Raw genomic sequence first — 22,193 nt, 5'->3', positions numbered from 1 at the left:
CAAATTTTTTTATGAATCCCAACCCATTTAAAATTGGAATCTTATAATTAGATGCGTTAAATCTTTAAAAATGCAACACCAGATTTAATGTCTAAGGCTAATTGTTCTAACGTTGTGTTTTCTAGCATGTCTCTAAGTTCTTCTCTTACCACCATAAATTTATCGTGAACAGGACAAGGGTGCTTTTCATTACAAGTATGCAACCCTAAACCACAGCCTTTATAAATTTGATCACCATCTATAGCAAAAACAATTTGTGATAATTTTATTGTTGCAATTTTCCCTTTATCAATCTCAAAACCACCATAGGCACCTCTTACCGATTTTACAACCTTATGTCGCACTAAGGCTTGAAGAATTTTAGCCGTAAACGCCTGGGGTGAATCTATTTCTTCAGATATTTCCTTTGGACTAACCCGTCTGTTTTCAGAGGAATTAACTGCGATAAAAATCGTGGCTTTAATACCGTATTCACAAGCTTTAGAAAACATATTATAATACTAATTTAGAGGACAAAAATACACTATATTTTTTAATTAAGATAAAATTATCCGATATAAGTTTTTATTTTAAGAATATTTAGCTTTATACCAGACCTTTTGCCATTCGCGTTGTAAAATAATAAAGGTAACGTCCTCTGATAATTTTAAGGCATCGCTTCCATCGAGAGATTTGACTTTAGCTTCAGAAACATCCACGATATAAAGTAAATTTAGATAATCTGAAAATTTAGAATTTATAAGATGAAAAACCGTTTCCTGAAGTACCAATTTTAAACTGGTTGGCAACGTTTCTTCATTAAATTCTAAATCGATATTAGCATATAACAAATCTTTATTGAGTTGAATAATAAGTTTTCTATATAGATTTAAGCCTTCAGCGGCTTTAATTAATGCTTCAAAATTTGATGGCAACCCCATTAGACACGTCTATTCATTAATTGTTCTCCAAACAAGCGAAGTACTGATTTTTTGTCTTCTGAAATATTTAAAGTTTTTAAAACATCAAAAGCCTTATTAGTATATGCTTCAACGGCATTTTGTGTAGCTTCCGCAGCTGTAGATTTTAAAAATAACGCCTTTACTTTTTCAACTTTATCAGAATTTGAAAGCTCGGAATCCGTCATAAAAGTCTGTAAATTCAATCTATCATCATCAGAACCTAATTCTAATGTTTTTAAATACAAATAGGTCTTTTTATTTTCTATAATATCACCACCAACTTGTTTCCCAAAGGTTTCTGGATTTCCAAAAGCATCTAAATAATCATCTTGAAGTTGAAAAGCAACACCTAATAAACGCCCAAATTCATATATAGCATTTTGATTATCCTCAGAAGTCTTGGCTACAATCGCCCCCATTTTCATCGCTGCACCTACTAAAACAGCGGTTTTAAACTCAATCATTCTAAGATACTCTGGTATAGACACGTCATCCCGAGTTTCAAAATCGATATCGTATTGCTGACCTTCACAAACTTCTAAAGCCGTTTTACTAAATAATTTTGCCAAAGCTTGAAATGTTTCAGCATCATAATTCTCAAACAGCTGATAAGCCATAATCAACATGGCATCTCCAGAAAGGATTCCTGTGTTTAAGTTCCATTTCTCATGTACTGTTTGTTTCCCTCTTCGTAAAGGGGCATCGTCCATAATGTCATCGTGAACTAATGAAAAATTATGAAAAACCTCAATGGACAAAGCAGCATCCATTGCATTATGAGCCGTTTCGCCAAAAACTTCAGCCGTCATTAAAGTTAAAACTGGTCTTAAGCGCTTTCCTCCTAATTGAAGAATATAATTTATAGGACTATAGAGGTTCTGTGGCTCTTTGTTTTCGGTAAAACTTTCTAAATGTTTTAGAAATGATTTTTGGTACTGTTCAATGTGTTGCATGGAACAAAAATAATTCAATTGTTTCAATAATAAAGGCTGTTACACACTAAAGCTTTAAGGATATAAGAAGCACACGTTAAATAAACATTAAAACTTAGGAAACTTTTTAGGTTTTTAAAGTTTCCTATTGTAGTTTTGCGCTTTAATAAAATAGTTATTCCATTTTTATATGGAACCTTAAATATGAAAGACAAAATAGTACAAAAATCTGTTGATTTATTTTTAAAATTTGGTTTTAAAAGCGTAACAATGGATGATATTGCTAATGAAATGGGGATTTCTAAAAAAACCATTTACCAACATTTTCAAAACAAAACAAAATTAGTTGAAGCAACTGCGCTTACCATTTTAGATAATATTTCGTGCGGTATTGATGAGATTTGCACTTTAGATAAAAATCCTATTGAAGAAATTTATGAAATTAAACGTTTTGTAATGCACAATCTTAAGGACGAAAAGTCCTCGCCTCAATATCAGCTTCAAAAATATTACCCAAAAATATATGCTTCTTTAAAAAGTAAGCAATTTGTAAAAATGTTGGGGTGCGTCACTGAAAATTTAGAACGTGGTGTTGCACAAAAACTCTATAGAGACTCTATAGATATTAATTTTGTAGCGCGATTATATTTTAATGGCATCATATCATTAAAAGATCAAGATATTTTTCCTCGCGAAAATTTCTCTACACCAATGCTAATGAATAATTATTTAGAATACCATTTAAGAGGTATTTGCTCGCCTAAAGGCTTAGAAACACTAACTCAATTACATACCAATCAAAATTAAATAATGAAAAAAACATTCACTATAATAGTCGGATTCATTGTTTTTCAAATGGCCTTTTCACAAGACCAACCTACTAGTCTTTCACTACAAGAAGCTATAGACTACGCTTTAGAAAACAATCGATCAGCCATAAACGCAACGCGAGACATTGATGCTGCAAAGCAACAAAAATGGGAAACTACAGCCAGTGGTTTACCGCAAATAAGTGCAAGTATAGATTACCAGAACAATTTAAAACAACAAGTACAAGTGATTCCGGCTGAATTTTTTGGGGGTCAACCTGGCGAATTCTCAGAAGTTATTTTTGGAACTAAACAAAGCATGACTGGCTTTGCAACCTTAAATCAAAAAGTATTTGATGGCTCTTACATTGTTGGCTTACAATCGGCAAAAGTATATTTAGAAATTTCTAAAAATGCCAAAGTAAAAACAGATCTAGAAGTTAGAAAATCCGTTATTGATGCCTATGGCAATGTCTTGTTAGCAGAAGAAAGCATTACTATTTTAGAACGTAATATAGACGTACTTGAAAAGAACCTTTTTGAAACCACAAAGATTTTTGAAAATGGATTGGAAGAAGAAGAAAGTGTTGAACAACTAAAAATCACACTCTCTGGTTTAAAAAGCAATCTTAACAATTCTAAAAGACTTAAAACACTAGCTTATCAAATGTTGAATATCAACTTGGGGATGGATGTTTACGAGCCGTTAGAATTAACCGACAGTTTAGAGGCCTTAACAACACAAAATATGACCTTGGGAATTCTTGAAGCTGAAGCCAACCCTGAAAGCACTATAGATTATCTAATTGCAAAGAATGATGCTGAGTCTAAAGCCTTGTTATTGAAACTCGAAAAAAGTAAAGCCTTACCAACCTTAAATGCTTTTATTAATGGTGGCTATTCTGGTTACAGTGACGAATTTACTTTTGCCAAAAAATCTCAAGATTGGTTTGGATCGTCTTTATTTGGATTAAGCCTTGACATCCCAATTTTTAGTTCAGGAATGCGAAGTGCCTCAACCCAACGTGCACAAATCAATTTAGAAAAATCTGAAACAGAATTAACCGAAACGGAACAGCGCATTAAACTCGAAATTGCATCTGCAAAAAGCGATTATCAATTCGCTATTGAAGATTATCAGAATAAAAAAGAAAACTTAGCACTTGCCGAGCGTATTGAAACAAAAAACCAAACCAAATTTTTTGAAGGTATCGGTTCTAGTTTTGATCTTAGACAAGCACAAACGCAATTATACACAGCACAACAAGAGTTGTTACAAGCCATGTTAGATGTTGTGAACTATAAAGCGGCTTTAGAAACCGTATTAAACACACCAATTGACAACTAATTTTAGTCACTACAATTAAAATAATAAACACCTAACCATAAATCTGATTAACACTATCAAAAAAATGAAACATATATATCTTTTAATAATCGTTGCCACATTAGCGGTTTCTTGTTCTGGGGAGAAAAAAAATTCTGTAGAAAGTGCTATAGAAAGCGGAAACCTAGAAACTATCCGTAAAAAAAGGGTTGAACTGGTTGAAGATCAACAAGCCATCACTGACAAAATTAAACGTCTCGATGAAAAGATAAAAACCTTAGACACTACTAAAAATGTGCCTTTAATCACCACATTTAAAGCTGAAACTGAAGTTTTTAATCACGTTTTAGAACTTCAGGGAAATGTTACGACTAAAAACCTATTGACAATTACACCAGAATACAATGGTATTTTAACTAATGTCTATGTTAAGGAAGGCCAGAAAGTTTCTAAAGGACAAACCCTAGCTAAAATTGATGATGGTGGATTAAGCCAGCAGTTGGCACAATTAAAGATTCAAACCGAATTAGCAAAAACGACCTATGAGCGTCAACAACGCCTATGGGAACAAAACATCGGTAGTGAAATTGATTTTTTACAATCAAAATCCACTTATGAATCACAGCAAGAGTCCGTTAATCAAATGAACAAAGAAATTGCAAAGACCACTATAAAAGCCCCTTTTTCTGGTACTATTGATGATATCATTACCGAGCAAGGAAATGTGGTTGCAGCAGGTCAATCACCATTGATGCGTATTGTTAATTTAAACGATATGTATATAGAAACGGAAGTACCAGAGCGCTATGTTTCGGATGTAACTAGAGGAAAAAATGTTAACGTTACGATTCCTGTTTTAGGGAAAACGATTGAAACTAAAATTCGACAAGCAGGTGATTTTATTAATCCTGATAACCGAACATTCAAAATTGAAGTTGAAATTCCTAACAAAGACAACTCAATTAAACCAAATTTAACGGCGCGTTTAAAGATCAATGATTATACCAATGAAGAAGCTTTACTAATCCCTCAAAGTGTGGTTTCAGAAAACTCAGAAGGCGAACAGTATGTTTATGTTGTTACTGAAAAAGGTACTGATGGTATTGGTACCGCTAAACGTATTATTATTAAAACAGGAAAAACACAAGGCGACATTATTGAAGTTTTAAATGGACTTGAAGCTGGCGTAGAAATCATTCAAGAAGGTGCGCGAAGTGTACGAGACGGACAATCAGTAGAAGTACTTAAAATAGACGAGAGTAACGCGTCTTAAGTCTTAATAAATTAAAACGTACTTACCCAACAACTTTAAAGGCTAAGGTTAACATCAAACGCCTGTAAACTACACACTAATGACAAAAAAGAAAAAAAACACTGATAAAGAATTTGCATGGTCATCGTGGGCAATTAACAACAAAACCACAATGTATGTGCTAATTGCTGTATTCTTCTATTTAGGAATATCAGCCTTTTTCGACATGCCAAGAGAGTCTTTTCCCGAAGTCAATGAAACTAAGATTTACGTTAGTACTATTTACCCAGGAAATACGGCTGAAGATATTGAAAAGCTAATTACGGATCCTGTAGAAGATCGCCTAAAAACGGTAAGTAATGTTGTAGAAATTACCTCAACATCACAGGAAGATTATTCTATGGTTATTGTAGAATTCGATGAAAATATCACCGTAGAAGAAGCTAAACAACAAGTAAAAGATGAAATTGATTCGGAAACCGCTGGTGAAGATTGGCCAACCTTTAACGATGCCAAAGTAGAACCTGATGTGTTTGAATTGAGTCTTTCTGAAGAAATGCCAATTCTTAACATTAACATTTCTGGTGATTACCCTATTGAACGCCTTAAGGATTATGCCGAATACCTTCAGGAAGAAATTGAAGATTTACAGGAAATTAAACAGGCAGATATTCGTGGTGCTCAAGAAAAAGAGGTCGAAGTTGCTGTGGACATTTATAAAATGATGGCTGCCAAAGTGACCTTTAATGATATCCTTGGCGCTATAAATAATGGAAACGTAACCCAGTCTGCGGGTAACCTAAAAGCGAGTGGCCAACGACGTACCATAAGAATTATTGGTGAAATTGAAACCCCTTCTGAGCTCGAAAATTTTGTGGTTAAATCTGAAAACAATAATCCTATTTATTTAAAAGATGTGGCTTCAGTGACCTTTCATGAAGAAGATAAAACCACATTTGCAAGAAAATCTGGAAAGCCAGTAGTAATGCTAGACGTTAAAAAACGTGCTGGTAAAAATATGGTGGCTGCTGCGGAGCAAATTCAAGTTATCGTACAAGATGCTATTGATAATGAATTTCCACAAGATGTTGAAGTTAGCATTACTAACGACCAATCCTCAGTAACTATAGGACAGGTTGATGATTTGGTAAACAATATCATTTTTGGTGTCATTCTCGTGGTCACGGTTTTAATGTTCTTTTTAGGTTTTAAGAATGCCTTATTTGTTGGTTTTGCAATTCCGATGTCTATGTTTATGTCACTCATGATTTTGGGTCTCATTGGCTATAGTTTAAACACTATGGTACTTTTTGGACTTATTATGGGACTAGGAATGCTAGTCGATAACGGAATTGTAGTCGTAGAAAACGTTTACCGTTTAATGGAAGATGAAGGCATGGGGCGTATTGAAGCGGCGAAAAAAGGGATTGGAGAAATTGCTTTTCCTATTATCATTTCAACCGCAACAACAGTTGCTGCATTTATCCCACTAGGACTTTGGCCTGGTATTATGGGTGAATTTATGAAGATTTTGCCTATAACACTATCTATCGTTTTAGGATCATCTTTAATTGTCGCTATTTTTTTTAATTCGGTATTAGTATCGCGTTATATGACTACTGAAGATAGGGATATGCCTTTAAAACAAATCATAAAAACAACCATTATAGTAGGTGGTTTAGGGATATTAATTCTAATTTTAGGTGGCTCTTATAGAGGTTTAGGTACCATTATGATTTTTACTGCAATCTTACTTTGGGCCTACCGCTTTTTTATTAGAGGCTGGGCAAATAGCTTTCAAAATAAAGCTTTAGTGAAATTTGAAAATTGGTACGAAATCAGATTAAGAAATGCCCTATCTGGTAAAACACCAATTATTTTAAGTCTTAGCACGTTGTTTTTATTAATTGCAGCTTTTGTGGCTTTTGGTATTTCATTAGCAACGCAACGTACCAGTGTAGAGTTCTTTCCAGATAATAAGCCCAACCAAATTATTGTTTATATCGAATACCCTCAAGGAACAGCAATTGAAAAAACAAATGCAATCACCAAACAGATTGAAGAACGTGTTTTTGATGTTATTAACGCTGATCAGTATATGGATGATGGTAGAAACTTTTTAGTTGAAAGTGCCGTTTCTCAAGTTGGCGAAGGTGCTGGAAACCCACAAGCAGATATGGGATCTGGAGCAGAAATGCCACATAAAGCTAAAATTACAGCCTCTATGCGCGAATACAAATTCCGTCGTGGAGAAGATAGCGAATTGTTACGCCAAAAGGTACAAGAAGCTTTAGTCGGTATTTATCCTGGTGTTTTAATTTCTGTTGAAAAAAATGCAGATGGACCACCTGCAGGATCACCAATTAATATTGAACTCGAAGGGAATGATTATAATGAATTGATTTCAACAGCAGAACAGATGCGTGCTTTTATCAATTCTAAAAACATTGCCGGAATTGACGAGCTTAAAATTGACGTTAACAAGGATAAACCTTCTATGTTAGTAGAAATTGACCGTGAAAAATCTGGTGAATTAGGGGTTTCAGCGCGACAAATCGGAAATCAATTACGTAATTCTATCTTTGGCTCTAAAGCAGGTATCTATAAAGAAGATGGCGATGACTTTGATATAAACGTCCGTTTTAATGAAGCTAATCGTTATGATAAAAGTGCGCTATTTAATCAGAATATTACTTTTAGAGATAATACGGGTCAACTCAAAGAGATTCCTTTATCTACGGTGGCTAAACAAAAAAACAACTCTGGTTTTAGTGCCATAAAACATAAGGATACCAAACGTGTTGTAACGGTATATTCTGCTTTAGCTCCAGGCTATAATGATGCTGGCGCTATAGTAACTCAGATTCAAAATGAAATGAAAAGCTATGAAAATTTACCTGAAGATATTCATATTGATTATACAGGGCAAATTGAAGAGCAAAACAAGCAAATGGCCTTTTTAATGGGGGCTTTCTTTACAGGACTTGGCTTAATTTTCTTCATTTTAATATTTCAATTTAACTCCATCTCTAAACCAACCATTATTATGATTGCGATTTTCTTGAGTTTTATTGGTGTCTTTGGAGGGATTGTTATCTCTGGAAGTGCTTTTGTTATTATGATGACCATGGTTGGTATTATATCACTAGCCGGAATTGTAGTAAATAATGGTGTGGTACTCTTAGATTACGCACAACTTATTATAGACCGAAAGAAAAATGAGTTAGACTTAGAAGAAACGGATTATTTAAAATCAAAAGACCTTTTTGAAAGTATTGTAAAAGCAGGAAAAGCACGTTTAAGACCTGTAATCTTAACGGCAATTACAACGATATTAGGTTTAATTCCGTTAGCTATTGGTCTAAACATTAACTTCTTTACCTTGTTTGCCGATTTTAATCCAAACATTTATATGGGTGGTGATAACGTAGTATTCTGGGGACCATTAGCATGGACTGTTATTTATGGTTTATTAGTGGCGACATTCTTAACCTTAATTGTTGTGCCTATTTTATTCTTCTTAAGCGTAAGACTAAAAATGTGGATGCGCTTAAAATTTACGTCTTCACCGCTAAGAGCTAATGAGGTAGAAACACTGGAGTAAATTGATAATGCATATCATTTGATAGTACGCTACAAAACACGTCATGTAAAATAGAGAAACATTTTATAAGACGTGTTTTGTTTTTTTACACTTCTAATGTTGCTAATTAAACAATAGCAGCATTAGCTAAAGTAAAATAGTGAAAAATCGCATTTCATTATCCAATAATAATTAAACTTACTTAAATTTGCACCCGCATCCAACATTGCAGTAGCAACGACGGATAAAATTAAAATTTCAATATGTACAGAAGTCACAATTGTGGTGAATTAAGAGCATCACACAGCAATACAGAAGTTACACTTTCAGGATGGGTTCAAGGTGTTCGCGATAAAGGATTTATGGTTTATTTAGACCTTCGCGATCGTTATGGTATCACGCAATTATATTTTGATGAAGAACGCACGCCAAAAGCCATTATGGAAAAGGCCTCAAAATTAGGACGTGAATTTGTTATTCAAGTTAAAGGAACGGTGATTGAACGTGCTTCTAAAAACCCAAATATTCCAACTGGTGACATTGAAGTTTTAGTCTCTGAATTAAACATTTTAAATACTTCATTAACACCTCCTTTTACCATTGAAGATAAAACGGATGGTGGTGATGATTTACGTATGAAATACCGTTATATCGATATTCGTCGTAATCCTGTAAAGAACAGTTTAATTTTTAGACACAAAGTAACACAGGCGGTTCGTAATTATTTATCAAATCAAGACTTTATAGAAGTAGAAACGCCTTATTTAATTAAATCGACACCAGAAGGGGCTCGTGATTTTGTGGTACCTTCTCGTATGAATGAAGGCCAATTTTACGCCCTTCCGCAATCGCCTCAAACTTTCAAGCAATTGCTTATGGTTGGTGGCATGGATAAATATTTTCAGATTGTAAAATGCTTTAGAGATGAAGATTTACGTGCGGACCGTCAGCCAGAATTCACACAAATAGATTGTGAAATGGCCTTTGTAGAGCAAGAAGATATTTTAAATGTTTTTGAAGGCTTAACCCGTCATTTACTAAAAGAAGTCAACGGTGTTGAGATTGAGAAATTCCCGAGAATGCTCTATGATGATGCCATGCGCCTTTATGGAAATGACAAACCAGATATTAGATTCGGGATGGAATTTGGTGAACTTAACGAGGTTACCCAACACAAAGATTTCGGTGTATTTAACAATGCGGAATTAGTGGTTGGTATCGCTGTACCAGGAGGAAACTCATATACAAGAAAAGAAATTGATAAACTTATTGCTTGGGTAAAGCGTCCACAAGTTGGTGCTTTAGGTATGATTTATTCGCGTTGTAATGACGATGGAAGTTTTAAATCTTCGGTAGATAAGTTTTATGACCAAGATGATTTAGCAAAATGGGCCGAAGTTACAGGCGCTAAAGCAGGTGATTTAGTTTTAGTATTATCTGGAGATACCAATAAGGTAAGAGCTCAATTAAGTGCCTTACGTATGGAGTTAGCGGAGCGTTTAGGCTTAAGAGACCCTAAAGTATTTGCACCATTATGGGTTATGGATTTCCCTTTATTAGAATTAGATGAAGAAACCGGACATTACCATGCCATGCACCACCCGTTTACCTCACCTAAACCAGGACAGTTAGAATTATTAGATAGCAATCCAGGCGAAGTAAAAGCAAACGCTTACGATTTAGTATTAAACGGAAATGAAATAGGCGGTGGTTCTATTAGAATTCACGACAAAGCGACTCAAGCCATTATGCTAAAACACTTAGGTTTTTCTGAAGAAGAAGCTAAAGCACAATTTGGCTTTTTAATGGATGCTTTTGAATATGGCGCACCTCCACACGGCGGATTAGCCTTTGGGTTAGATAGATTAGTTGCTATTTTAGGCGGCCAAGAAACCATTAGAGATTTTATTGCGTTTCCTAAAAACAATTCTGGTCGCGATGTGATGATTGATGCCCCTGCACCAATTGACGATCAGCAGCTCAGCGAATTAAGCCTAAAATTAAATTTAAAATCTTAAAAATATTTAATCCTGCTTATTGCAGGATTTTTTATTAGATTTAGACTATGCCGAGAAAACATCCCATACTGAAAAAAATCTTAATATGGCGAACTAAACACATCTCAGATAAACAGTTTGTGTTTTTTCTTAGTGTACTAGTTGGTATTACCTCAGGAATTGGAGCTGTGATACTTAAAAACTTAACACACTTTATTCAGCATTTACTAGAAGGCAATTTAGTAAGGTATTATCATAATGCCTTTTATTTTGTATTTCCTTTAATTGGATTCTTCTTGGTTTATTTAATTATAAAATACATTATACGAGCAAAAGTAAGCCATGGTATCCCTTCAACTTTGCACGCCATTGCCAAACGTAAAGGCGTTATAAAACGATATCAAATGTTTGGATCTATTTTTACAGCGCCTTTAACTATTGGTTTTGGGGGGTCTGTGGGATTAGAAGGACCTTCTGTTGCTACAGGTGCTGCCATAAGCTCTAATATTTCTCGGTTATTTAGAATGAACCAGAAGACTAAAACCTTACTTATAGGTTGTGCGGCTGCCGGTGCCTTATCCTCGATATTTAAAGCACCAATTGCGGCTATTATTTTTGCGATTGAAGTGTTTAGTTTAGATTTAACAATGGTATCAATGCTACCGTTGCTATTAGCCTCGCTATCTGCTATAATAACCTCCTATTTTTTCTTTGGAAATGATGTGTTGTTACCATTTAGTATTGAAGATAATTTTGTTATATCAGATGTACCATTTTACGCTTTTTTAGGCGTATGTGCTGCCTTTACCTCCATCTATTTTAATCAGGTTTATGTAAGAGTTCAAGCTTTTTTTGACAAATTAAACTCCCCCATAAAAAGACTACTTGTTGGCGGCGTTGCCATTGGTGTTTTGGTCTTTTTTATTCCACCACTCTACGGAGAGGGTTTTGATACAATGAACAGCCTAATTGCTGGGAATCCTGAAAGCGCATTAAAAGGGAATATTTTTGACTTAGACCTGTCTAATATTTGGGTCGTTATTGGACTTTTAGCCGGACTAGTTTTCTTTAAAATTTTTGCCAGTGCTATAACTTTTGGTGCTGGTGGTGTTGGGGGGATTTTTGCACCTACACTTTTCATGGGAAGTTTAATGGGCAATTGTATTGCTAAGTTTATTAACCATTGTGGTCTGTTTAATTCACCCGTCTCCGAAAGTAACTTTACACTAGTTGGTATGGCTGGCTTATTAGCTGGTGTATTACAAGCGCCTTTAACGGCCATATTTTTAATTGCTGAATTAACGAGTGGTTATGATCTATTTATTCCGTTGATGATTACTGCTGCAATTTCATTTGCAATCACGAGACACTTTACACCACATTCGGTTTATACCATGGAATTAGCCCGAAAAGGGGATCTTATTACGCACGATAAAGACCATGCCATCTTAACCTTAATGGACATACATAAAGTTATTGAAACCAATTTTACAAGTGTAACGACTAAAATGACCTTAGGCGAGATTGTGAATAATGCCGTTATTAAATCGAATCGAAATATTTTCCCCGTTTTAGACGAAAAAAATAAAACCTTAAAAGGGGTTATTCTATTAGATGACATTAGATCTATAATGTTTGACCAAAAATTGTACGACGAAGTTATAGCCTTGGAAGTAATGCAAAAACCACCTGCCATTATTAATCTTGATACGGATAAAATGACCGTTATTATGAAGAAATTCCAAAATAGTAATGCGTGGAACCTACCTGTTATTAAAGATGGAGTTTACGTTGGCTTTATTTCAAAATCTAAATTACTAACAGCTTACCGTCAAGAGTTAATTAATATTACCTCTTAACAACCCTGAAATTTAATATTAAGCTTACCATTTTGTAAGTAAAATAATGACTATGAAACCCATTAAAATCATCACCTTTATTGCCTTTATCGCCTCAATAACAAGTATTGCTTGCGGTCTAATTTTTAATGTAGATTACAAAGAAAAGCTAATAGGGTTTGGAGTGGTTGGTATGTTTTTAATCGTTTTTCCGTTGTTTTCATACTACCGCTGGAAAGGTAAAGATGTTAAAGATTATATGCTTACCAAGGAAAATCTAGATAAGATGCGCGAAAACCAACGCGACTCAAAAAAATAATCAAAATCATTTTATGATAAAGTCAGTACAAGTTTAGACCTTTACACATAAGGCGTAAGAGCCTATTTCACCCGTCTAAATTAACCCATTGATTTACAATAATTAAAGCTAGTAATCAAAATAAAACAATTAATTAACATTAGGCTTCAAAATTATAGTATCTTTGCACTTTAATTTTTATTTATATTATAATGACTGGAACAGTTAAATTTTTTAATGATTCAAAAGGATTTGGATTCATTACCAACGAAGAAACAGGAAAAGACATCTTCGTACACGTATCAAACCTTAATGGCGTAGAATTACGCGAAGGTGACAACGTTGAGTACGACGAAGAAGAAGGAAGAAAAGGATTAGTAGCTGCAAATGTGCAGGTATTATAAGTAATATATCTTACAAGTTTCAACGCTCAACCTTTGGTTGGGCGTTTTTTTTTGCATTATTTTCAACCTGCAACAAGATCTAAAGAACCTTGTAGGTTTTATTTAAAAACTATCGGTAAATCCGTTTTTGGAATTTTAGCAATATAATACGGCTGTGTCATAACACTAGTAGCCATACCTTTAGGAGCTATATGCTTAACATTAACCAACTGGCGAGTCTCATCACCAGATACATTAACTTCTATTTGGTGGCCACCACTACTCTTAACATTAGCAAATATGGCAATGATAAAATAATTAGAAAAATCAATGTCTATTTCTTCAAAACCTTTAGATACATTATTAACGGAATCCATTTGTTTCATTAGGCTATTCCAGTCACTTTGATTGGTAATCACCATGTTTTGCGCAGTTATACCTTCAGCTCCAGAACCATGAAGATTTCCTTTAGAAATTAAAACTGTGCTCGGTTGTTCAACTGAACTATTGGAAACTGCTTCTTGCTTGCTTTTACAACTCATAACAAACATTAAGCTTAGTATTATTAAAATAGGTGTTTTCATGATTTAAAGTTTAAAATTATTTAATTTAAATTACGCTTTTCAACAAAAAAGCGTTTCATTAACGCTGAGGCTTCAGCAGCCAAAACACCACTAACAACCTCTGTTTTAGGATGCAATTGCGTGCCCATGATTTTAAAACCTCTTTGTAAATCAGAGGCGCCATACACCACTTTAGAAATTTGACTCCAATACAAGGCACCTGCGCACATTTGACAAGGTTCTAAAGTGACATACAATGTGCATTTGTTTAAGTATTTACCTCCTAAAAAATTTGCGGCCGAGGTAATAGCTTGCATTTCGGCATGTGCAGTAACATCATTTAAGAGCTCTGTAAGATTATGTGTCCTTGCAATCACTCTATTGTCTACTACAATAACTGCACCAACCGGTATTTCACCTTTTTCAAAAGCAAGCTCAGCTTCCTGAAGCGCAAATTTCATAAAGTAAGTATCATCAAATGGATTTATCATAATTGTAAAAATACAATTCTATTTGAATAAAAAAGTACATTTACATGCTGTACATTTGCAATGAAATGAAAACATTTTTAGACCATATTAATCTACCTGAAGATTTACGTCAACTAAAGCCAGAAGACTTACCGCTTTTAGCTAAGGAATTACGTAGCTTTATTATTAATATCGTCGCTACTAAAGAAGGCCATTTAGGCGCTAGTCTAGGTGTTATAGAATTAACAATTGCCCTACATTACGTTTTTAACACCCCAGAAGACGAGTTAATTTGGGATGTTGGCCACCAAGCCTACGGCCATAAAATACTTACAGGAAGAAAAGCTGTTTTTGATACCAACAGACAATACCAAGGGATTAGCGGTTTCCCAAAACGAAGAGAAAGTATTTATGATGCCTTTGGTGTGGGCCACTCCTCTACCTCCATTTCTGCAGCCTTGGGTATGGCGATTGCCTCACAGCTCCAAGGTAAAGACAAACACCATATTGCCGTGATTGGCGATGCGTCAATTGCAAGTGGAATGGCTTTTGAAGGTTTAAATCACGCTGGAGTTACAAACGCTAATTTATTGGTTATTTTAAATGACAATGCCATTGGTATCGACCCAAGTGTAGGGGCATTAAAACAATATTTAACCAACGTTAAAAAAGGCACCGAAAAGCAGGACAATATTTTTGAAGCGCTTAATTTTAATTATTCTGGCCCCATTGATGGTCATGATTTACCTGTATTGCTTATGGAACTAAACCGACTAAAAACCGTAAAAGGCCCTAAGTTTCTACACATAATTACTACCAAAGGGAAAGGCTTAAAACAAGCAGAACTTGATCAAGTTAAATATCATGCACCAGGAAAATTTGATGCTAAAACCGGAGAATTACCTGTAAAATCTAAAATAAAAGTCGCACCAAAATTTCAAGATGTCTTTGGTGAGACCATTGTTGAGTTAGCTTTAAAAAATGATAAAATTATAGGAATTACACCTGCTATGCCTACAGGGAGTTCTTTAAAACACATGATGGAAATTATCCCAAATCGCGCTTTTGATGTTGGGATAGCAGAACAACATGCTGTGACACTCGCTGCTGGTATGGCCACACAAGGCTATATACCCTTTTGTAATATTTACTCTACCTTTTTACAACGGGCTTACGACCAGGTCATCCATGATGTAGCGCTGCAGAATTTACCTGTAGTTTTCTGTCTAGATCGTGCAGGATTAGTTGGTGAAGATGGCGCAACACACCATGGTGTTTTTGATTTAGCCTATCTTAACTGTATTCCTAATTTAGTGATTTTTGCCCCGAGTAATGCCATTGCACTTAGAAACATAATGTACACGGTACAATTGGGAATTGATTTCCCCATGGCCATCCGTTACCCTAGAGGTCGTGGCCATATATTAAATTGGAAAAGGCCTTTTGAAACAATAACAATTGGAAAAGGAATTTGTTTAAAACATGGTACAGACATTGCTATTCTATCGGTTGGAACACTTTTAAAAAATGTTACCGATGCCGTAGATTTATTAGAGCAAAATGACGCCATTGGTATTTATGATATGCAGTTTGTAAAACCTTTAGATGAAGCGTTACTTTATGACGTTTTTAATAATTACAAGGCTGTTATTACAATTGAAGATGGTACTATTGTTGGTGGTTTTGCCGCTTCTGTATTAGCTTTTGCAAACACCAATAATTACAAACAAACCATTGTAACTTTAGGTATTGACGATCAGTTTATAACACAAGGCACCGTGAACCAATTACAAGAATTACAACAATTGGATAAAGTTTCAATAAAGCATGAGATTGAAAATTTACTCTTCACTATCAACAATAGCTAATTCTTTAGATTGATCAACTTGATTGACATCTACAGCTTCACTTACAATTTCATTTTGCTTTACACTAGTCATATCATCTAGCATTAATAGGCAAGTCACCACAACCATGAAAATGACTAAGCCTCCAAGTATATTATCTTTCATAAGTAGGTTTTTTGAGGGCTGATTATTAAATTACACTAGTAAATTAAAAACAAATACCGTTAAAAAACAAATTTATTCGACGAAATGCAATATTAAAATATTTGGCCTTGTATTTTTTTATGCATTAACATCGCGTTAGTGTCTGATAATTTTGAAATATACAGACAAACAGCTAACAAGTTATCATACAACGAGTCCTTACCAAGTTGTACAGTTTGAGGAAGACTATTTAATAATAATTTATCATAACTATTGAGATTATCTTCAAAATAATGATTCGCCATTTTAGCAAATGACCTTAACAATTGATTCAAAATTTCGTAGCCTGCAATTTCCTTGTTAATGACCTCTTTAGATTGGTAAACATTTTTAATACTAATATTAATAATATCTTTAATCTGTGCTTTATACTGACTCACATCTAATAAACCCGTTTCAAACGTACCAGCTAATATCGCTTCTTCATGGGTCATAAATAATGCCGCTGCTTCATCAATTAAAGTTCCTATCGCTAAGGCACGTAAATAACTTATGCGATCTTCTGTTGTTTTTAAAGTATGGTAGTTTTCAGTTTTAATTTTTCCTCTTACCAAATTGATTAAGTATTCTAGCGCATACTCTTCATCAATTAACCCTAAATTAATACCGTCTTCAAAATCGATAATAGTATAACAAATATCATCGGCAGCTTCTACCAAATACGCTAAAGGGTGTCTTTGGTAGCTTAAATAATCTTGATGTCTTTTTATCAAACCTAATTCTGAAGCAATGGCTTCAAACATCTGTTTTTCACTCTGAAAAAAGCCATATTTCTTATCTACAATATGTTTGGTTGGTTTTTTGGGTAGTGATTCTTTAGGATATTTAGTAAAAGCGCCTAAAGTTGCGTAGCTTAATCTTAGGCCTCCTGCTCTCCCTGCTCTACTTTCGGTTAAGATTTTAAAACCATTGGCATTACCTTCAAAATCACATAAGTCTTGATATTCTTTATCGGTAAGCTGTGTTTTAAATTGTGCACCTTCGCCTTCTTTAAAATAAGCGCCTATGGCTTTTTCACCAGAATGTCCGAATGGGGGATTTCCAATATCGTGTGCTAAAGCAGCAGCGGCAACAATAGCACCAAAATCATTCATTTTATAACCATGAACATTTTCTAAGTGTGGATGTTTTTTCAACAATAACTGTCCTACTTTTCGACCTAAAGAACGTCCAACAACACTAACCTCTAAACTATGGGTTAATCTTGTATGCACAAAGTCTGTCTTAGACAAAGGTACGACTTGTGTTTTATCTTGAAGCCCTCTAAATTCCGAAGAAAATATAATACGATCATAATCAACCTCAAACCCTAAACGTGTTTCATCTTGTTCTTTTCGTAAGCGTTTATTAGTATCTCCAAAACGTTTTAAGGATAGTAGTTGTTCCCAGTTCATAGCATAAGTAATTAAAGCGAGCAAGATAGCATTTTCAATGTTAATTAAATGTTTAGAGAAAGGTAAAATATACACACTAAGATAACCTTATTGTTACCAAGGCTTAACTGTGACTTAACAAACATTTTAGGCTTTAGCTTTTACTTTGCAGCATAATTTTAAATGAACAAAAAGAAAAAAAAATGAAAACAATTAAAAACTTATTTTTATTACTTACACTTTCGTTATTTGCATTTAGTTGCAGCAGTGATGATGATAACAGTACTGATGATGGTGGTGGTGAAGAAAACGAAAACATTGTAAAATCAGGTATCTTAACAGCTGATGAAACATGGACATCTGACAACATTTATGAATTAGACGGTAAAGTGGTAGTAGATGAAGATGTAACATTAACTATTGAAGCTGGTACAATTATAAAAGGTGGTGAAGGACAAGAATCTTTAGCTTCTGCTTTAGTTGTGGATCAAGGAGGTAAAATTATTGCTAACGGGACAGCAAGTAATCCAATTATAATGACATCTGTATTAGATAACATTGAAGTTGGTCAAACTTCTGGAACAAACTTAGATCAAAATGATGTTGGTCTTTGGGGTGGTTTAATCATCTTAGGTCGTGCTCCTATATCAGTTTCTGGAGATGTTGAAACTGCACAAATTGAAGGTATTCCTGCAACTGAGCCTTACGGTCAGTATGGAGGTACAGATGTTAGTGATAACTCTGGTACTTACAAATATATTTCTGTAAGACACGGTGGTATTACTATCGGAGCTGACAATGAAATCAACGGTGTTACAATGGGTGGTGTTGGTAATGGTACTACAATAGATCACGTTGAAGTAATCTTTAACCAAGATGACGGTTTTGAGTGGTTCGGTGGAACAGTTAACGCTACAAACTTAATTACTTGGGGTAATGGTGATGATGGTTTAGATGCTGATCAAGCTTGGTCTGGTTCTGTAACTAATGCTATTGTTATTCAAGGTGCTGAATCTGGTAGCGCATTAGAATTAGATGGTCCTGAAGGATCTGCTGCAACATCAAACGGATATACAATGAGTAATATTACTTTAATTGGTGATGCTACTACAAATAGCAAAATTGCAGATTGTAGAGATGGCTTAATTGCAAACTTAGAAAATGTATTAGTTTATAACTTTGGTTCTGGATCTACAGTAAACTTTGATGATGACCAATCGGTTATAGAACTAAACAATGATGAATTAGTATTTACAAACTGGGAAATTGTTTTACCTTCTGGTATAGCTGCTGTTTCTGACCTTTTAAGTGTTAATGAAGAGGAAGGTGAAGAAGTTATAGAAGTAGTAAACGAAGCTAAGTTTAACGCAACTAGCATTGAAAGTGCTTCAGCTGCGACAACTGCTGGAGCAAATTCAACTGTATTTGGTTGGACTTTTGCTGCTTCTCAAGGCGCATTCTAAATTAACAAACATAAATCTTAAAATGTCCGGAAATTACTTCCGGACATTTTCTATATTTTAAAATCATATTAAAATGATTAAATCCTTATCGCTTTTTTCGGCAATCTTATTATCATTTTCTTTCTTATCCGCACAACAAACCGGAACTGTAACAGGTAAAATTTTTGACGGTGAGTTTAATGATGCACTCCCTTTTGCTAACGTTGTCGTTCAAAATACAGCAACTGGAACCACCACAGATTTTGATGGTGAATATAAATTAACATTAGATGAAGGGACATATACCTTGGTCTATTCATTTGTTGGTTATGAAACAAAAGCTATAACAGATGTAAAAATTGAGGCTAATAATGTATTAGAACTCAATGTAACCTTAAACCCTTCTTCATCAACTTTAAGCGAAGTAGTGATAACAACATCAGCACGAAGAAACACCGAAGAATCCGTTCTAAATCTTCAACGAAATTCTGCGGTTTTACTTGATGGTCTTTCTATTGAAAGCATAAAGAAAGCTGGAGCAAGTGATATCGCTTCTGCAATAAAAAGTGTGCCTGGTGTTTCTGTACAAGGCGGTAAATTTGTATACGTAAGAGGATTAGGTGATCGTTATACCAAGTCTATTTTAAACGGTATGGATATCCCAGGACTTGATCCAGACAAAAACACCGTGCAAATGGATGTTTTCCCAACAAATATTTTAGAAAACATTATTGTAATTAAATCTGGATCTGCTGATTTACCTGCTGATTTTACAGGTGGTGTGGTAGACATAATTACAAAAGATTTCCCTTCAAAAAAAGCAATGAGTTTTTCGGTGTCGAGTAGCTACAATCCAGATATGACATTTAACTCTAACTACGTAACTTACGAAGGTAGCGGAACAGACTTTCTTGGCTTTGATAATGGCAATAGAGATTTACCAGTGTCACCGACAACCACAGTTCCAAATCCGGCATCAGCTGATAACTCTACTTTAGAAGGCATCACACGTTCATTTAATAGTACTTTAGCTGCAGAGCGCCAAAGTAGCGCCCCTAATTTAAGCTTTGGATTTAACTATGGTAACCAATTTGATGTTGGTGAAAATCGTTTAGGTGTAATTGCCTCAATAAATTACAAAAATGAAACACTTTTTTACGAAGGTTTCGAAAATGGAGTGTATCAAAAAGATGAAGATCGTAGTGTAAACACCTTACGATTTGATAGACGACAAATAGGTGATTTAGGAGAAAACAATGTTCTTTTAAGTGGACTTGCTGGTTTATCTTATAAAACAGATAATTCTAAATACAACTTTAATGTATTACATATACAAAGTGGCGAAAGTAGAGCAGCCTTATTTAATCAATTAACTCAAATATCTAATTCTATATCGGTTGACAAAGATAACTTAGAATATACCCAACGGTCATTAACCAACTTTTTAATTGGAGGCCAACATAACGACATAGAAAATGATTTCATAACCGAATGGAAATTATCACCAAGCTTTAGCCGTGTTTATGATAAAGATGTAAGATTAACCACTTTTATTTTAAACAATGATGGCACAACTAACATTAGTTCTGATGCTGGTTTCCCACAACGTTTATGGAGAGATTTAGAAGAATTCAATGCCACAGGAAAAGTAGATTTCACTAAAAAATATGATTTATTTGATAACCAAGCAGCGCTTAAATTTGGTGCATTAGCAAGCTACAAACAACGTAATTACGACATCTATAAATATGAAGTAGCTTTTAGAGATGTAATTACCTCTAGTTTTAATGGAGATCCAGATGCTATTTTAGATCCTAGTAATGTTTGGACAGCTGAAACTAATTCAGGTTCTTACATTCGTGGTAACTTTGAGCCTGCAAACTCTTATGAATCTACACAAAACACAGCAGCAGCTTATGTTTCTAACGAATTTAAGCTAACAGATAAACTAAAATCTATCGTTGGCGTAAGAGCAGAATACTTTACAACCTTTTTTACAGGACAAAACAATTCTGGTTCTGATGTTTACGACAACGAACAGACTATTGAAGAATTTGATTTATTTCCATCAGCAAACTTCATATATGAAGCTAACGAAAAATCTAATATTCGTTTATCGTATTTCCGTACTGTAGCAAGACCTAGTTTTAAAGAGTCTTCAGTTGTTCAAATTTCAGATTTATTAACTGGAATAATCTTTTTAGGTAATATAGACTTGCAACCGTCTTACATTAACAACTTTGATGCAAGATATGAGTTCTTTGGCGAAAAGGCTCAGATGTTTGCTGTAAGCGCCTTTTACAAAAGATTTAAAGACCCTATTGAATTAGTAGCGTATTCATTTGTAGCACCTAACCAATTTACACCAAGAAACTCGCAAGAAGCGCAAGTATTAGGTTTAGAGTTTGAAGGGCGTAAAAACTTCAATTTTATTTCCGAAACTTTAGCTGACTTAAGTTTAAACGTCAATGTATCTATTATTCAATCTGAAATCGAAATGGCCAAAGGCGAAGGACAAGAGTATGAGTCTAGACAACAATTTGCTAGAGATGGAGAGACTATTGATGACACGCGTGAACTACAAGGACAATCCCCATATTTAGTAAACGTTGGACTTAACTACAATAATACAGACACTGGTTTTGAAACAGGACTTTTTTACAATGTTCAAGGAAAAACGTTAGAGGTTGTTGGTTTTGGTCAGAATCCTGATGTATACACACAATCTTTCAACAGTTTAAATTTTAATCTATCTAAGAGCTTTGGTAAAGATAACCGCTCTAAAATAAGTGTTAAAGTAGATAATATTCTAAACGACGACAGATTAAGCCAGTATGAATCTTATGGAGATATCAAAGCTGACTTTTCATCAAGAAATCCAGGAACTACTTTTAGCCTAGGGTATAGTATGAACTTGTAACAAAAAAGTTACTA

18 protein-coding genes are annotated in these 22,193 nt (G+C 34.5%); 11 read left to right on the top strand and 7 right to left on the bottom strand.

Features of this window, described 5'->3' with window-relative positions:
• Positions 1-56 precede the first annotated feature (56 nt).
• The 3 genes from HM982_RS00565 to HM982_RS00555 form a co-directional block, all read right to left on the bottom strand.
• Positions 57-491: an RrF2 family transcriptional regulator gene (locus HM982_RS00565; protein WP_179351182.1), complete on the bottom strand. Its 435-nt coding sequence runs from the start codon at positions 489-491 to the stop codon at positions 57-59.
• Between the two features lie 78 nt (positions 492-569).
• On the bottom strand, positions 570-920 hold the full coding sequence (locus HM982_RS00560) for a hypothetical protein (RefSeq protein ID WP_179351181.1): 351 nt from the start codon (positions 918-920) through the stop codon (positions 570-572).
• On the bottom strand, positions 920-1,894 hold the full coding sequence (locus tag HM982_RS00555) for a polyprenyl synthetase family protein (RefSeq protein WP_179351180.1): 975 nt from the start codon (positions 1,892-1,894) through the stop codon (positions 920-922). The genes HM982_RS00560 and HM982_RS00555 overlap by 1 nt, the downstream gene beginning before the upstream one ends.
• A gap of 183 nt (positions 1,895-2,077) precedes the next feature.
• Here HM982_RS00555 and HM982_RS00550 point away from each other — a divergent pair, with 183 nt between their 5' ends.
• The 8 genes from HM982_RS00550 (at position 2,078) to HM982_RS00515 (ending at position 13,381) form a co-directional block, all read left to right on the top strand.
• Positions 2,078-2,680, top strand: coding sequence for a TetR/AcrR family transcriptional regulator (locus HM982_RS00550; protein WP_179351179.1), 603 nt, complete (start codon positions 2,078-2,080; stop codon positions 2,678-2,680).
• Positions 2,681-2,683: 3 nt separating this feature from the next.
• Positions 2,684-4,030 (top strand): TolC family protein, encoded by a 1,347-nt coding sequence (locus tag HM982_RS00545; protein ID WP_179351178.1) that lies wholly within the window; start codon positions 2,684-2,686, stop codon positions 4,028-4,030.
• A 64-nt stretch (positions 4,031-4,094) separates the two neighbouring features.
• On the top strand, positions 4,095-5,282 hold the full coding sequence (locus tag HM982_RS00540; protein WP_179351177.1) for an efflux RND transporter periplasmic adaptor subunit: 1,188 nt from the start codon (positions 4,095-4,097) through the stop codon (positions 5,280-5,282).
• A 79-nt stretch (positions 5,283-5,361) separates the two neighbouring features.
• Positions 5,362-8,865: an efflux RND transporter permease subunit gene (locus HM982_RS00535; protein ID WP_179351176.1), complete on the top strand. Its 3,504-nt coding sequence runs from the start codon at positions 5,362-5,364 to the stop codon at positions 8,863-8,865.
• A 242-nt stretch (positions 8,866-9,107) separates the two neighbouring features.
• Positions 9,108-10,862 carry an aspartate--tRNA ligase gene (gene aspS / locus HM982_RS00530; protein WP_179351175.1) on the top strand — a complete coding sequence of 585 codons (1,755 nt, stop codon included), beginning with the start codon at positions 9,108-9,110 and terminating at the stop codon, positions 10,860-10,862.
• A 47-nt stretch (positions 10,863-10,909) separates the two neighbouring features.
• The gene (locus HM982_RS00525) at positions 10,910-12,700 is read left to right on the top strand and encodes a chloride channel protein (RefSeq protein ID WP_179351174.1); all 1,791 of its coding nucleotides are present in this window, start codon (positions 10,910-10,912) and stop codon (positions 12,698-12,700) included.
• Between the two features lie 52 nt (positions 12,701-12,752).
• Positions 12,753-12,998, top strand: a complete 246-nt coding sequence (locus HM982_RS00520; RefSeq protein ID WP_179351173.1) for a hypothetical protein — start codon at positions 12,753-12,755, stop codon at positions 12,996-12,998.
• Positions 12,999-13,189: 191 nt separating this feature from the next.
• The gene (locus tag HM982_RS00515) at positions 13,190-13,381 is read left to right on the top strand and encodes a cold-shock protein (RefSeq protein WP_092446448.1); all 192 of its coding nucleotides are present in this window, start codon (positions 13,190-13,192) and stop codon (positions 13,379-13,381) included.
• Positions 13,382-13,479: 98 nt separating this feature from the next.
• Here the strand turns inward: HM982_RS00515 and HM982_RS00510 are convergent, their stop codons facing one another.
• Both HM982_RS00510 and HM982_RS00505 read right to left on the bottom strand, forming a co-directional pair.
• Positions 13,480-13,944 carry a protease complex subunit PrcB family protein gene (locus HM982_RS00510; RefSeq protein ID WP_179351172.1) on the bottom strand — a complete coding sequence of 155 codons (465 nt, stop codon included), beginning with the start codon at positions 13,942-13,944 and terminating at the stop codon, positions 13,480-13,482.
• A gap of 20 nt (positions 13,945-13,964) precedes the next feature.
• On the bottom strand, positions 13,965-14,414 hold the full coding sequence (locus HM982_RS00505) for a nucleoside deaminase (protein WP_179351171.1): 450 nt from the start codon (positions 14,412-14,414) through the stop codon (positions 13,965-13,967).
• A gap of 44 nt (positions 14,415-14,458) precedes the next feature.
• Here HM982_RS00505 and HM982_RS00500 point away from each other — a divergent pair, with 44 nt between their 5' ends.
• Positions 14,459-16,261 carry a 1-deoxy-D-xylulose-5-phosphate synthase gene (locus tag HM982_RS00500; protein WP_246296547.1) on the top strand — a complete coding sequence of 601 codons (1,803 nt, stop codon included), beginning with the start codon at positions 14,459-14,461 and terminating at the stop codon, positions 16,259-16,261.
• Here the strand turns inward: HM982_RS00500 and HM982_RS00495 are convergent.
• Both HM982_RS00495 and HM982_RS00490 read right to left on the bottom strand, forming a co-directional pair.
• Complete coding sequence (locus tag HM982_RS00495; protein ID WP_179351170.1) at positions 16,235-16,405, bottom strand: hypothetical protein; 171 nt, start codon at positions 16,403-16,405, stop codon at positions 16,235-16,237. The two genes, HM982_RS00500 and HM982_RS00495, sit on opposite strands and share 27 nt — an antisense overlap.
• Before the next feature lie 92 nt (positions 16,406-16,497).
• A complete protein-coding gene (locus HM982_RS00490; protein WP_179351169.1) occupies positions 16,498-17,838 on the bottom strand; it encodes a deoxyguanosinetriphosphate triphosphohydrolase in 1,341 nt (446 codons plus the stop codon).
• Positions 17,839-18,020: 182 nt separating this feature from the next.
• On the opposite strand from HM982_RS00490, the gene HM982_RS00485 reads away from it, so the two are divergent.
• Together HM982_RS00485 and HM982_RS00480 are read left to right on the top strand one after the other, a co-directional pair.
• On the top strand, positions 18,021-19,280 hold the full coding sequence (locus HM982_RS00485; RefSeq protein WP_218849743.1) for a hypothetical protein: 1,260 nt from the start codon (positions 18,021-18,023) through the stop codon (positions 19,278-19,280).
• A gap of 73 nt (positions 19,281-19,353) precedes the next feature.
• The gene (locus HM982_RS00480; protein WP_179351168.1) at positions 19,354-22,179 is read left to right on the top strand and encodes a TonB-dependent receptor; all 2,826 of its coding nucleotides are present in this window, start codon (positions 19,354-19,356) and stop codon (positions 22,177-22,179) included.
• Positions 22,180-22,193 lie beyond the last annotated feature (14 nt).

It is taken from the genome of Winogradskyella vidalii, assembly GCF_013403955.1.
GTDB classification, from domain to species: domain Bacteria; phylum Bacteroidota; class Bacteroidia; order Flavobacteriales; family Flavobacteriaceae; genus Winogradskyella; species Winogradskyella vidalii.
This window is presented reverse-complemented; position numbering and strand designations above follow the sequence as displayed.